At 49.5% G+C, this 14,028-nt stretch carries 14 protein-coding genes; all 14 read right to left on the reverse strand.

All coding sequences use genetic code 11. The features are described from left to right. Nucleotides 1-199: 199 nt before the first annotated feature. Nucleotides 200-967: a VOC family protein gene (locus L692_RS0126805; RefSeq protein ID WP_025703012.1), complete on the reverse strand. Its 768-nt coding sequence runs from the start codon at nt 965-967 to the stop codon at nt 200-202. 2 nt (nt 968-969) lie between these two features. Then, complete coding sequence (gene proC, locus L692_RS0126810; RefSeq protein WP_051503600.1) at nt 970-1,809, reverse strand: pyrroline-5-carboxylate reductase; 840 nt, start codon at nt 1,807-1,809, stop codon at nt 970-972. Then, on the reverse strand, nt 1,794-2,639 hold the full coding sequence (locus L692_RS0126815; protein ID WP_025703016.1) for a MetQ/NlpA family ABC transporter substrate-binding protein: 846 nt from the start codon (nt 2,637-2,639) through the stop codon (nt 1,794-1,796). Before L692_RS0126815 ends, proC begins: the two co-directional genes overlap by 16 nt. Beyond that, on the reverse strand, nt 2,636-3,670 hold the full coding sequence (locus L692_RS0126820) for a uroporphyrinogen decarboxylase family protein (protein WP_025703018.1): 1,035 nt from the start codon (nt 3,668-3,670) through the stop codon (nt 2,636-2,638). Before L692_RS0126820 ends, L692_RS0126815 begins: the two co-directional genes overlap by 4 nt. 29 nt (nt 3,671-3,699) lie before the next feature. Continuing rightward, a complete protein-coding gene (locus L692_RS0126825; protein WP_025703020.1) occupies nt 3,700-4,359 on the reverse strand; it encodes a methionine ABC transporter permease in 660 nt (219 codons plus the stop codon). Beyond that, the gene (locus tag L692_RS0126830) at nt 4,334-5,377 is read right to left on the reverse strand and encodes a methionine ABC transporter ATP-binding protein (protein WP_025703021.1); all 1,044 of its coding nucleotides are present in this window, start codon (nt 5,375-5,377) and stop codon (nt 4,334-4,336) included. The genes L692_RS0126825 and L692_RS0126830 overlap by 26 nt, the downstream gene beginning before the upstream one ends. A 35-nt stretch (nt 5,378-5,412) precedes the next feature. Further along, nucleotides 5,413-6,579, reverse strand: a complete 1,167-nt coding sequence (locus L692_RS0126835; RefSeq protein WP_025703023.1) for an amidohydrolase — start codon at nt 6,577-6,579, stop codon at nt 5,413-5,415. 14 nt (nt 6,580-6,593) lie between these two features. Further along, complete coding sequence (locus L692_RS0126840; RefSeq protein WP_025703025.1) at nt 6,594-7,808, reverse strand: trans-sulfuration enzyme family protein; 1,215 nt, start codon at nt 7,806-7,808, stop codon at nt 6,594-6,596. 7 nt (nt 7,809-7,815) lie between these two features. Continuing rightward, entirely contained in the window at nt 7,816-8,496 is a 681-nt protein-coding gene (locus L692_RS0126845) for a GntR family transcriptional regulator (protein WP_025703026.1), read from the reverse strand. 808 nt (nt 8,497-9,304) lie between these two features. Then, nucleotides 9,305-10,321 carry a type II TA system antitoxin MqsA family protein gene (locus tag L692_RS0126850; RefSeq protein ID WP_025703027.1) on the reverse strand — a complete coding sequence of 339 codons (1,017 nt, stop codon included), beginning with the start codon at nt 10,319-10,321 and terminating at the stop codon, nt 9,305-9,307. Between the two features lie 80 nt (nt 10,322-10,401). Beyond that, nucleotides 10,402-10,725: a type II toxin-antitoxin system MqsR family toxin gene (locus tag L692_RS0126855; RefSeq protein WP_025703029.1), complete on the reverse strand. Its 324-nt coding sequence runs from the start codon at nt 10,723-10,725 to the stop codon at nt 10,402-10,404. A gap of 305 nt (nt 10,726-11,030) precedes the next feature. Beyond that, nucleotides 11,031-12,659, reverse strand: a complete 1,629-nt coding sequence (gene groL / locus L692_RS0126860; protein WP_025703031.1) for a chaperonin GroEL — start codon at nt 12,657-12,659, stop codon at nt 11,031-11,033. A 64-nt stretch (nt 12,660-12,723) separates the two neighbouring features. Further along, nucleotides 12,724-13,005: a co-chaperone GroES gene (groES, locus tag L692_RS0126865; protein WP_025703032.1), complete on the reverse strand. Its 282-nt coding sequence runs from the start codon at nt 13,003-13,005 to the stop codon at nt 12,724-12,726. 354 nt (nt 13,006-13,359) lie between these two features. Continuing rightward, a partial coding sequence (gene tatC, locus L692_RS0126875; protein ID WP_025703034.1) for a twin-arginine translocase subunit TatC occupies nt 13,360-14,028 on the reverse strand: 669 nt, incomplete at its 5' end.

Raw genomic sequence — 14,028 nt, forward strand, 5'->3', positions numbered from 1 at the left:
AAACCGATGGGCTTCCTCGCTGTAGCAAGGGTGGCGGCTGATATCATCCTCTGCTGTACTTGATGGACACAACGTCTGCGGCTTCATTTTTCCCACCTCCTTAAATAACGACGAAAAAGGCACTTTCCAAAGGAAAATGCCTCCATTCGCATGGTCGGTATATCTCTATTGATTACTTTAAACTTATAATCCCCATGTGTCAACTATGAAATACGTATTCTCCTTCGCCAATCCGGATGGTTCTCCCTTTCAGCTGCGCGGAATCCGTTTCAAAGATCACCTGCTTGAACACGTTCCCTTCTCCTTGCACGAAATCAAAGAACTTGCCGCCAATCTCAAGGGTGACGGAACGGTCGTCTGATTGCAAGACGGTCAGGCCGAACAACTCCGCCCAATGCCCGGCGGCTGCCGCCGGATCGGAGACATGGAATACCGCCCTTTTGATTTCCGCATTGCCCGCAGGATGAGGCCGGATGATGCCGGACGCCGTCAAGCGCTCCAGCCGTTCGTCATCCGTTCCTTTCCACTGAATAATAAATGGATAGACCAGCCCCCCGAAATCGCCGTCAATGGTCATCATTCGCCACTCAATGAGTCTGCCCATGTTGTCGAGACGCTTGCCATCCATGATAGGGGACAATATTAAGCCCGCCGCTTCCAAAGAAGCGGCCATTTCTTCAATATCATCGGTCCGAATAACGACTCTGCTCAAAGCCTCATGCTCCGGCAACAGGCTGACCGCATCCTTCACCACACGATTATGCTCCGTCGCCTTCGCCAATTCCAGATTCTCAATACCCAGAAACTCAATATAGGTTATGCCAAAATAGCTTAAGCTGTTAAAGGTTCCCCACTCCGTATGGGAGCCTCCCCTGAAGGCGATCAAACCATGCTCCCGGAAGAGCTGAACCGGTTGGTCCAAATCATTGACATAATGAACAAGATGATCCCAATTTTTCGATGCCATTGCTATTTCGCCCCTAACTCGGTCGTCCGCTTTACGGCTGCCAGGACGCTTCTTTGCAGGCCGGCCGCGAAATCGCTGTTGTTCAGCTCGTATAAGCCGTGAATGCCCACACCGCCGGGCGAGTTGTTAATATCAAGCAGTTGTCTTGGATGCAGTCCAGTCTGTTTCAGCATGACGACAGCTCCGGTGACATTTTCCAGCGCAACGTTCCACGCTTGTTCCCGGGGCAATCCGGCGAGCACACCCGCATCGGCCAGGGACTCAATAAAATAATAAATGTAATTCGGTCCGGCCACACCATATCCGGTAAAGACATCAATCAACGCTTCGTCCAAATATTGCACTTTTCCGAATCCGAGCAAGAAGTCGGCCACCTGGGCCGGATCGGCGAAGGCATTCAAGGCAACTCCGCTATAGCCGTATCCCGTATCGGTCAACGTATTGGGAATGACCCGGATGATCGGGCGTTCGGCTCCAAAATAGTCGGCCAGCTTCTTAATCGTCACACCCGCCACAATCGAAACGATTGCGGCGGTTGGTGCGGCGAATTGGTGTACAGCTTGTCCCAATGCAGCCAAATTGTCCTGCGGCCGGACGGCAATCACAATGAGGTCCGCTTCAGCCAGGCATTGCTCGGGAGAGCTGCCCGAAGTCACTCCGTAAGTGCTGCTCAAAAACTGAAGACGCGGCTCATTGATATCCGTTACGCTGATCCGATCTGCGGATACAGTCTGATTGGAGATCACGGCGCGGATAATGGCCTCAGCCATTTGTCCGCCGCCGATAAAGTGAATCTGTTTTTCGGCCAACCCGTCCACTTCCTCGCTTAATTGTTTTTCCATGCTTCCGGCAGAATGAACCCGTCGTATTTCTCTATTCCGGTGATGTATTCCTCGAACTCTTTGGACTCGTAGGCGGCCTTCAGGTCTTTGGCCCATTGCGTGTTCTCGTCTTTCTTGTTGATGGACACGATGATTCTGTGCTGCATTGGCGTATTTTCTATTTTCAGCGCGTCTGTAATTTTTTTGCCGGCGTTCGCAATGTAGTTTCCGTTGACGACTCCATAATCGACATCCTTGAGCGATACGAGGATTTGCGCAGGGTCCAGAATTTTGATATCAATTTTATACTTGTCCGGCTCCATGCTGTTGATGTTGAAGTCCTCCACACCGGCTCCTGCTTTAATCTTTACCCAGCCAAGTTCTTCCAGAATCCGAAGGGCGCGTTCCTGGTTAACCGGATCATTCGGGACAGCAACGGTAGTGCCGTCTTTTACATCATCGAGCGTAGTGTGCTTGACGGAGTACAGACCCTGCGGAGCGCCCGGCACATAGGCAATGCCAACCATGTCCGCGCCGATTTCCTTGTTAATCGCCTCCATGTACGCCGTGCTTTGGAAGATGCTTGCGTCGATGGAGCCTTCCTTCATGGCGGGGTTGACCTGCATGTTCTGGGAGAAGGTCTTGATATCTACCTTATACCCCTGCTTCTCTAAAATCGGCAGAATCGATTGGCGGAATTGCTCTTCGTACGTCCCGACGCCAAATCCGACGGTAATCTCTTTCTTCTCTTCCGGCGCGGCCCCTGAATCCGAGCCTTTATCCGCATTTTGGCCGCAAGCCGTCAACAGTGCCACAACCCCAGCTAAAATAACGAGCAACAATTTTTTCATATTCTTGTCTCCTTTTCAATAACAGATTGTTTGAACTGCTTCAGCGCCTCATCGGTTACGTTAAGCGGGATTGCGCAATTTGGAGCGAGAATAAAAGGCTGGTCTTTCATCAGGTTCAAGGCTTCCTCGGCCTGCCGCTGAATTTCAGGAATGTCATTTACCGCAAACAGAGCATGATCGACGCCGCCAACCTTGGTTGCCGTCAGTGCCGCATCCAGGTCCGGATTTCCCTCAGCCTTGGTATCCCAGCTGATGCCGTCGATCCGGTAATCGTTGAATCTTTCCGGCTGGGCATGGGCGCCGCAAGTATGCAGGACATTTTTCCCGTAGCTCGCCGCCTCCAGCACAATGGAATCATAAGGTCTCGAAAATTCATTAAACCTCTCTTCAGTGAACAGGCCCGGATGAGCCGTACCCGTCACCGCATAGAACAGTCCATCCGATCCCGCTTGCCGCAGCTCCTTCACATAATCGGCCAAGGTTAACGAAATGACATGCAGCGCATGATGCGCCGCAGCCCGGTGCTCGGTAAACAACGATTCCAGGGTAACCGGATTCTCAATGCCAAACACCGTTTTGGTTACATAAGCAGATCGGCCCACAATGAAGAGCAGCACGGTTAAAGGTGAGAAGACGGTTTGAATCAGAGGGGTATCCGGCAGCCCTTGACGAATTTTCCGCACCGCTTCCAGTTGCTCCAATAACGGCGCTGAATCCGCGGCTTTCTTCACCTCAAGATCCCAAAGATTGGTTGCCGCTGGAACAGCGGTCGTTTCCTGTCTGGGGAATACGGTCTGGTAGTCCTGAAAGTCATACTTGTTTCCCCAGGCTTCGGCCAGGTAGGTTGCTCGCGGATTAATCTTGACCCAATCCCAATCATATTCCTTCGTAAAGGTGATCGTCGTGTCCGCCAAATCATCCGCATTTTGCTCCTTGTCGATGAAATGACGCCAGCCGCTGACGATCGGACGGTCTGCCCTTTCACCGGATAGCAAGGCGTTAAACCGGTCTTGTTTGCTCCATTCACTCACGCTTCGTCTTCCTCCCCTTTAAGTAATTGCTAGTAGCGGCGAATCTTCCTTGCCAAAGTGTTGCCCAATGATTGAATGCCTTGAACAAAAACGATCAGGACAATTACCGTGGCGATGACGACAAAAGTGTCAAACCGCTGGTAGCCGTATACGATCGCCAAGTCCCCGACTCCGCCGCCGCCAACTGTTCCGGCCATCGCGGTCGCTCCAATTAACCCAATAGTCGCGGTGGTCAAGGATAGAACCAACGATCCGACGGCCTCGGGCAATAGAAAGTACCAGATAACCTGAAACGGTGTAGCCCCCATCGCCTCTGCCGCTTCGAGAATTCCCGGATTGACTTCAAGCAGGGAATTCTCCACCAGGCGCCCGATGTACGGCGCGATATAAATGATGAGCGGCACGATCGCAGCGCTTGTCCCGATTGAGGTCTGCACAATCAGCCGGGTAAACGGAATAATGGCGACGAGCAATATAATAAATGGCAGGGAGCGGACAATGTTGATGATCGGATTGATAATGGCATACAGTATTTTGTTCTCCAAAACACCGCCCGGACGGGTAACCACCAGCAAAATTCCGATAGGTATTCCAATTAAAGACCCCACGAACAAGGACATCCCCACCATATAAAGGGTGTCGATGATCGCCTGCATAAATTGATCAGTTGTAACTGTAGTTGACATCATGCTTCTCTACCTCCTCCACACCGACTCCGCTATTTTCCAGGAAGGACAAGGCACGGTTAACCTCGGCCGTCTCTCCTTGCAGCTGAATAATCACTTTGCCCAATGTCGTTTCCTGAATCTCGGTCATATTGGCAAACAGGATATTGACCTTCACATCATAGGAACGAATCAATTGGTACATGATCGGCTCCGAAGCGGTTTCCCCGACAAATTCCAGCTTGTAAATGCCGCTCCCGGGTTCCTTTGTTATAGATTTTTGCACGCTGCTTGTGATGCTGTTCTGAATAACGGTCTTCACGAAATTTTGCGTGGTCGGATGCTGGGGATGTCCAAATACTTCGAGGACGCTGCCTTGCTCGATAATCCGTCCTTGCTCCATGACCGCCACCTTGTTGCAAATCTCCTGAATGACCGACATTTCATGGGTAATAATCATAATCGTAATGTTGTATTCCGCATTGATTTTCTTGAGCAGCTGTAAAATGGAGCGCGTCGTCTGCGGGTCCAGCGCCGATGTCGCTTCATCGCACAGGAGAATGGAGGGGTTCGAGGCAAGCGCCCTTGCAATCCCGACGCGCTGCTTCTGTCCGCCCGACAATTCGCTCGGATAGCTGCCCGCCTTGTCGCCCAATCCAACAAACTCCAGCAGCTCCAGAACACGCCGGCGAATTTCGTCTTTATTCTTTTTCAACAAAATGAGGGGAATGGCCACGTTATCAAATACTTTTTTCGATTCCAACAGGTTGAAATGCTGAAAGATCATGCCTATGTTTTTCTTGGCGGCACGCAGATCCTTCACGCTGTATTCGCCCAAATCATGCCCGTCCACGAAAACCTGACCTTTCGTCGGCCTTTCCAGGTAATTGACCAAACGAATCAATGTGCTCTTTCCCGCACCGCTGTAGCCGATAACCCCAAAGATATCGCCTTTTTCAACCTTTAAGTTGATTCCCTTCAAAGCGTCGTTTGAGATTCCTTTGCGGGTGTACGTTTTATGAACATCCTTTAATTCAATCATATACATTCCTCTCATTTCGTTATCGGATTTGGGGTTTAACCTTTCTCCTTCAGCCTGACCAACGCTTGCTCCGCCAATAAAGCAAAGTAACCGGCAGCCGGCAGCAATGCGGCCTCGTCCACATCAAAGCGCGGGTGATGCAGCGCATAAGCGGGACCTGCTCCGATATTTACAAAAGCGCCCGGTATCTTCTGCAAGTACAATGAGAAGTCTTCGCCTCCCATTTGCGGCGGGATATCATGCACCTCGTAGCCTGCCTGTTTCGCAATCTCTTTGGTAAAATCAGCCCAGTATCCGTCATTGATCGTCGCGGGTGGTCCCGGATACCAATGCAGCTTGGCCTCCGCCCCCGCCGCAGCGGCAATTCCTTCAATAATTTGAGTCATTTTGTCTGGAATAATACGGCGAACCGCTTCATTATGAGTTCGAACGGTGCCTTCCAGTTCCACAATCTCCGGCAGCACATTCCAGGTATACCCTCCCTGGATTCGGGTAACGCTCAGCACAACCGGCTCGCTTGCGCTGTTCTGGCGGCTGACAACCGTTTGAAGCGCCGTTACGATTTGAGCCGCAGTTACAATCGAATCTACGCCATTCTCCGGCGTTGCCGCATGGGCGCCGATGCCTTTTACCGTAATTTCAAACCGGTCCACACCTGCGGTTAAAGCTCCGGTTCTCGTTCCGAATGATCCTGTGGGCAGCTCCGGCGAGTTATGGAGGCCAAAGATGGCAGCCACATCCTCAAGCCCTCCCGACTCCAGGACACTTTCAGCTCCGTGACCGGTTTCTTCCGCCGACTGAAACAACACTCTGACCCTTCCGGGCAGCTCGGCTTCACGGGCTTTCAGCAAATATGCGGCACCCAATATGACGGCTGTATGAAAATCATGACCGCATGCATGCATTTTCCCCGGAACCTCTGACGCAAAAGGCAATCCGGTCTGCTCTTCAATCGGGAGCGCGTCGATATCGCAGCGAATGGCTACGATTGGCCCATCCCCTTGTCCAATTTCGGCAATGAGTCCCGTTCTCAGTGGAAGGTCCAACAGATCAATATGGGCACCCGTCAGCCATTTCCGCAGCTTCTCTGTCGTTTTAAACTCTTCGTTGGATAGCTCAGGCTCCCGGTGAAGGTTCCTGCGAACGTCAATCAATCGGCTGCCCAGAGCTTGTTCAATCTCATCCGGCTGTGTAGTGGACATAAGCTTCCTCCCGTTTATTTTGTCGTTATTTTAGTTTCAGAAGCAGGAAACAGGGCGGTCAGGGCCTGATCGAAATCCTGGATAATATCATCAGCATCCTCCAAGCCGACCGAAATGCGGATTAATCCATCCGTAATCCCGAATTTGATTCTCTCTTCCTGCGGAATCGAGGCATGGGTCATGGACGCCGGATGCTGTACGAGCGTCTCCGGATCTCCCAGGCTGAATGAAATCATCGCCAATTTCAGCGAATTGATTAATTTTTTCCCTTCAACCAAACCTCCCTTGACCTCGAAGGAAACAATCCCTCCCATGCCCTTCATTTGTTTACGGGCCAGCTCATGTTGAGGATGAGACTTTAAACCGGGATAAAAGACTTTATCGATAAAAGGATGCGATTCGAGATATTCGGCAATTTTCCGGGCGTTGCCGCAGTGCCGTTCCACCCGCAGGGCCATGGTCTTCATGCCTCTTAAAATCAGGAACGCGTCCCAGGCGTTGAGATTCTGTCCCAGATCGCCCATCAGCTTCTTTCTCATAAACTGGATGGCGTCTTTCTTCCCGACAATGAATCCGGCCAGCACATCCCCATGTCCATTGATATATTTGGTGGCGCTGTGCACCACGACATCGGCCCCAAGCTCAAGCGGCTTCTGCAAGCAAGGGCTCATAAAGGTGTTGTCGACAATGACGGGAAGCTGGCGGGCCTTGCAGACCTCCGAGATTGCCTCAATGTCCAGAATCGTCAATCTGGGATTGGAGGGAGTTTCAATATAAACGGCTTTCGTATTGGGCTTGATCGCCTTGACGATCAGATCGGTATCCGTACAATCGACAAAATCAAATTGTATGCCGAATCTGGGCGCCAGAGAGGTCAGGAAGCTGTAGGTTCCTCCATACACATCCTTGGTCACCAGGACATGATCGCCATGCTTCAGGAAGCCGAGGAGAGCAATGGAGATGGCCGCCATTCCGCTGGAAACGCCTAAAGCATCTTCTCCGCCCTCCAATGCGGCTATCTTCTTCTCCAACGTGCGGGATGTAGGATTTCCGTATCTGCCGTAATACACGCCTTCTTCCTCGCCAGCAACTACCGCCGCCGCCGTTTCGGAATCAGGGAACGCATAAGCCACCGCAGGTACAATCGTTTGAGAGATAGCGCCCGTGTGCGGGTCCGGAAACTGGTGCTCATGAATAATCTTCGTGTCCATACTCCATTCTGTCTCCATATCCAACTCAATCCTCTCTGTTTGCTTGAATTCCTTGTATTCTCTCCAATGCGGAGGACAGACTGCTTAAGATATGATCCTGCATCGCCTTTTCAGCGCCATCCTCATTTCTGTCGGCAATCATTTGCAAAATATGGTTATGCTCTTCATCGGCCTGCGTGTTCCAGTCTCCATGCAGTGAAACAAAGCGGCAATAGCGAAGCGCGTGGTCTCTCAGGTGGTTCAGGATTTTCACAAAGGTCTTGAGATCGCTCATCTCAGATAAATAATCATGAAATTCAAAGCCGTATGAGACAAAATCCTGACTCTTGCCTGATTGAAACGACTGTTTGATATTTCCAATCATCGCCGTCAAATTTTGAATATCGTTGTCCGTGGCATTCTTGGCGGCGCTCTTGGCAATGTAACCCTCCAGCATGCTGCGGATCAGGAAGATTTCTCTGACCTCTTCCATCGTTACCGACGCCACTCTCAGCCTGCCATTCGGCTGCCTTACGAGAAACTCCTCATTCTCTAGCCTTTGAATAGCCTCTCTTAAAGGAGTGCGGCTAACGCCGAGCAAGGCTGCCAAGCTCTCTTCATGTACAACCTGGTCGGGCTTCAGCTCACTATCAATGATTTTTTGTTTTAAAGCAAAATAAGTATTATCCTTCGATAACCTGCGAGTTCGCATAACAGAACTGTCCATAAATCCATCTCCCAGTTAATAATCTGCTGGTTCCCGCCATAGAAGTATAATTGTATAATTGTATACAATTATTAAAATAGATTCCCGGGCTTCATTCCCCCGGCTTATCGCTGCAATTCTCGGATCGTTCATTTCTCTCGTAGAGTTAGCCTTATCATACATACAGAAAGCGAAATTGTCTACAGTTTTGTGTCATTTTTAATCACATTATAATGTTTTTTGTCGAAAAAAGCGGAATGAATGCGTGAAACAGCTCTGTTTGTGTTATGTTTTATGACATATAAGTTACTTGAAGAGAGCGAAAACATGTTGACAAAATCGAAAAAGAGGGGGATTCCCCCTCTTGCTGGATTACCATGGGATAAAATCCAAGTCACAATTCATGCTGGCTGCTCATTTGAATGTTCTCCCAATAGCCAAAATATATTTCAATTTTTCATTATAGTTGCTGGCTGAAAAAGTCAATGTTCTCTCAAAGGTTTGATTTTCCTTTAAAGCTGGCCGATCCCGTTGATTGTCCTGATCTGTGGTATTTCTATCCTAATTTTTTTAGAAGTGATTTTGATTTGTCCCGTTTGCAGTTGTACTCGTGAAGGGCCTATATTGATAAAGTATGGTCAAAGCGGGTTAGCTTGATAGAGCCCTTAATATGAGGGTGTCCACTATTAAGGCAAAATCAGTCCTGACGTTGCTGACATACTTATTATTAATAGCTGTTCATCAAAGTGACGTGGCGAAAGGTAATCACGCCCTACTTTCAGTATATGAAAAAGCAGATCACTTATCGTGATCTGCACTGCATAAATATTTAATGGAGCTCCCGCAATTCTTCGGCATATTTATAACTAATTGGTTGTTTTTCTTCTGTTTCTAGCCATCCCATTTCATTATGTGCATATTCACTAATTTTCCGGGAACCATAATCTCTAAAATGCGTTTCAATTTCCCGCATTGTCTCTAATTCATCTTCATTGAAAATCGTTGAATCAAAGGGCTCAGAAGCTTTAATTATCATCATAGTCCAACCTTCATCATTCGTATGTTCATCGACTTCAATCACATTCATATGTTGTAAATGAGCTAAAGTTATATCATGATGCTTTGGCACCGGACCATATGGATACTTAACATAAGTTGCACCCGAGATTGATACCGTTTGTCGTTTGAAATACAAAAAATCACTATACCACAACAATTTCATGAGCTTTGTTTTCAAAACACCATTTGTCGTGAAATATAAAATCATATTAATGAACTTTTCTAAAGAAAAATCACTATAGCCAGCCAAATCCGTTGTTTCATAAGTTTTATAAATAGATTCAATAATTTGTTCGTCTGTTTGAAATGATGGTTCAGCAATTGTCCAAGCATCAAGAGCCCTTTCGACCATTTTTAATTCCCTGCTAGATAGCGAACCTTTATTTCTGTTGAAGAATTCTAATATGATATGAGGATGTTGCTGCAGCCGCTTATAAAGCTCTAAATGGCTCGCTTGCGGCAAACTCCCGGATTCGTATCGGGTTACACTCGCAGGTCCAATATTCAACAACTTAGCAAAGGGTCTCACACCCAATTTATATTGTTTCCTCACGTTCTGGATCTCAAGTGATGTCATACCATGCTTCTCGGTATAAATTCGCGCTACATTAGCCATTGTTTCGTTTTCCAACTCTTCCACATCAATTAATGAACCACAATTGTTACAAAAAGCTATCCTTCGTTCAAACTCAATATCCTGCCCCCTGAATCTAAATAGCTGCAGTTCTTTTTTTATGGTATAAGTATGCTCTGCACGACAATTTTCACAATAGTTCATTATGTTCATTACTATTTCCTCCTAACAAGGTCGGATTTATATAAAAGTAAGGGACGAGGCTTCCGAAAAAACCCGTCTTCCCTATGTATTTAATTTTGTGTGTATCCTTCTGGATGAAACGAGATGCACATACACAGGTTTTGATCTATGGTTAACTTAATGTATGCGATTGTTCCGTTAAGTTCTTTCCTAAAGAACCAGACCAACTCTTCGGACCCTCTACGATCCGGCTCAGGCGGCTTGTATTGGTCAGTAGGCTTCAACTTCATGATCTCCCGCCAAGCTCCTTTTCTGTCTTCAATACCTAAATCAAAAAGAGCCTGAATGGTATCATAATCGTTCCGCTTGGAAAAATAAGTGCGGCCGCTAGAAATGAGTGCTTTCGCTTGCCGTAGGAATTCCGCCGTCGTCATCTATATGGTTCACCCCCTATGATTAAATTATACTATCCGCATTAAAAAAGTGCAATCAATTGATTGCACTTATCCGGATATTGCATAGGGTAGCATCTTGTATGCCCTGACGATTTGCTCTATCCAGTTACCACCATTTGAGTCAATAGCAATACATTCAAAATTTAATACATCCCATATTTTTTTGCTATGCCTAGGGTCGAGGGTGGATCTCAATAATATAAAAGACCTCTCAGTGTTCTGAGAGGTCTCAAACTTATACATATGTGGTCAAACGGTGATTTATAAGGGATTCTAGCCCTTTATTACATCATGCCGCCCATACCGCCCATGCCGCCCATGTCAGGGGCACCGGCTTTTTCAGGCTCAGGCTTGTCGGCGATAACGGCTTCCGTGGTCAGGAACAGGCCGGCTACGGACGCAGCATGCTGCAGCGCGGAGCGGGTTACCTTCGCAGGGTCGACGATACCGGCTTCGATCATGTTGACCCATTCGTCGGTAGCGGCGTTGTAGCCGATGCCGATCGCTTCCTTCTTCAGGCGCTCAACGATAACGGAGCCTTCTTGGCCGGCATTCGCAGCAATCGTGCGAATCGGCTCTTCCAGGGAGCGCAGCACGATGCTCACGCCAGTCTTCTCGTCGCCTGTCGCATCAACAGCGGCTACGGCGCCATATACGTTAACCAGCGCGGTGCCGCCACCGGATACGATACCTTCTTCAACCGCGGCGCGGGTAGCGTTCAGGGCGTCTTCAATGCGCAGCTTGCGCTCTTTCAGCTCGGTTTCGGTAGCTGCGCCGACTTTTACAACGGCTACGCCGCCGGACAACTTGGCCAGACGCTCTTGCAGCTTCTCCTTGTCGAACTCGGAAGTGGTTTCTTCCAGTTGGGAACGGATTTGGCTGACGCGCGCTTGAATGTCTTCCTTCGCGCCGCTTCCGTCAACGATGGTCGTGTTCTCTTTGGTTACGCGCACTTGACGGGCGTTGCCGAGTTGCTCGACAGTTGCACTCTTCAGGTCAAGACCGAGCTTCTCGGTGATGACTTGGCCGCCGGTCAGAGCGGCAATATCCTGGAGCATCGCTTCGCGGCGGTCGCCAAAGCCAGGGGCTTTAACGGCAACGGCGTTGAACGTTCCGCGCAGCTTGTTCACGATCAGCATCGCTTGAGCTTCGCCTTCGATGTCCTCGGCGATGATCACAAGCGGTCTGGCTTGTTGAACGATCTTCTCAAGCAGCGGCAGAAGCTCTTGCGTGCTGCTGATCTTTTTGTCGGTGATGAGGATATAAGGGTTATCCAGCACAGCTTCCATTTTGTCCGTATCGGTAATCATGTACGGGGAGATGTAGCCGCGGTCGAACTGCATGCCTTCTACCACTTCAAGCTCAGTCAGGAAGCCGCGGGATTCTTCAACGGTGATTACGCCGTCCTTGCCCACTTTTTCCATAGCTTCGGCAATCAGTTGGCCTACTTCTTCGTCGGCTGCGGAGATCGCCGCAACTTGAGCGATGGATTGTTTGCCTTGGATCGGCTTGGCGATGGCTTTCAGTTCTTCCACTGCGGCGCGAACCGCTTTGTCGATACCTTTACGCAGACCGATTGGGCTGGCGCCGGCAGTCACGTTCTTCAGACCTTCGCGGATCAGCGCTTGAGCCAGAACGGTTGCAGTTGTCGTACCGTCACCCGCTACGTCGTTCGTCTTGGTGGCAACTTCTTTAACCAGTTGAGCGCCCATGTTCTCGAACGCGTCTTCCAGCTCGATTTCCTTGGCGATCGTCACGCCGTCATTCGTGATCAGCGGGCTGCCGAATTTCTTCTCCAGCACCACGTTGCGGCCTTTCGGTCCGAGCGTTACCTTAACCGCGTTTGCCAAAGCGTCTACTCCGCGCAGCATCGCGCGGCGGGCGTCTTCACTGAACTTGATATCTTTTGCCATTATCAAAATACCTCCCTATAAATTGTAAGTATCGGTATTGAAGTCTTATGAACGCCTTCGGGAATTAACCCAGAATCGCGTGAATGTCGCTTTCTTTCATAATCAAATAATCTTTACCTTCATACTTGATTTCAGTTCCCGCATACTTCGAGAAAATGACGCGGTCGCCTTCCTTCACTTCCAGCGGTACGCGAACTCCGTCTTTCAGAGCGCCGCTGCCTACAGCCACGACCTTGCCTTCCTGCGGCTTCTCCTTGGCCGAGTCCGGAAGCACGATGCCGAACGAAGTCGTCTCCTCCTGCGGGGTCGGTTCCACCAGTACGCGTTCACCTAAAGGTTTGATCATGAAAAATAGCCTCCTTTGAAAATTATGTTGTTATGCTTGAACACAGGTTTGAAGAATGCATTCCCGAAAAGCAGTTCGGGGCATTCATGAAATATGAGAGTCGGCGGCTCCGTCTCAGCATATCCTTTCGCTCTGTTAGCACTCGACAGTCAGTAGTGCTAACAACAATTTTTATATTACTCAACTTGACTGCGGATTTCAAGTCCTTTTGCTCTTTTTTCTAGACGATTTTGGAAAACAGTCGGTCTTCCCGGGTTGTCCAGGTTATACCTTCTTTCATTCTATCCATAGAACGGAAAAATATGCCTTCCTCCCTCAGCAATCCGCAATATTGGACCATCCCGCGCATATTCCTCAGGCATGGTCGCCTGCGGTGTACCGGGCTTCCAGCGCCGCATCGGCGGCAAGCTGCTTGCGGTATATAAATGCCGACAGGAATACGCTGAATTCGTAGAGAACGAGCAAAGGAATGGTCACCAGAAAATCCGATATGAAATCGGGCGGCGTAATCACCACCGCGACGAAGACCAGCGTGAAATAGGCGTAACGACGCACCTTTCGCAGCCGAAGCGGATTCAGAATCCGAAGCCTGGTCAGGAACATGACAATGAGCGGCAGCTCGAACAGCAGCGCCATCGGCAGCACCAGGCTGAACATGAAATTGAAATACTGCGCAATGCCGTACGTCTCCTCAAGCCCCATATCGCGCGTGACCGAGACGGTGAAGGAAAGAGCCATCGGAAATACGATATAGTAAGCGAAGAGGAGACCGAGCACGAACAGAAGCAGCGCATACGGGACGTACCGCAGGGCGGCGCTCCGCTCCACCGGCCGCAGGCCGGGACTGACGAATGCCCATAGCTGATAGACGATGAACGGCAGGGTCACTACTAGCGATACGGCCATGGCAATCTTCATGTACATGCCGATGCCGTCCCAGAACGAAAAGGCATGCAGCACAAAGCTCTGGGCCGTATCGGCTTCGATCAGGTATTCATAGACCGGCTTCGCGCAGAACAGTCC

It is taken from the genome of Paenibacillus forsythiae T98 (assembly GCF_000520735.1).
GTDB classification, from domain to species: Bacteria; Bacillota; Bacilli; order Paenibacillales; family Paenibacillaceae; genus Paenibacillus_AQ; species Paenibacillus_AQ forsythiae.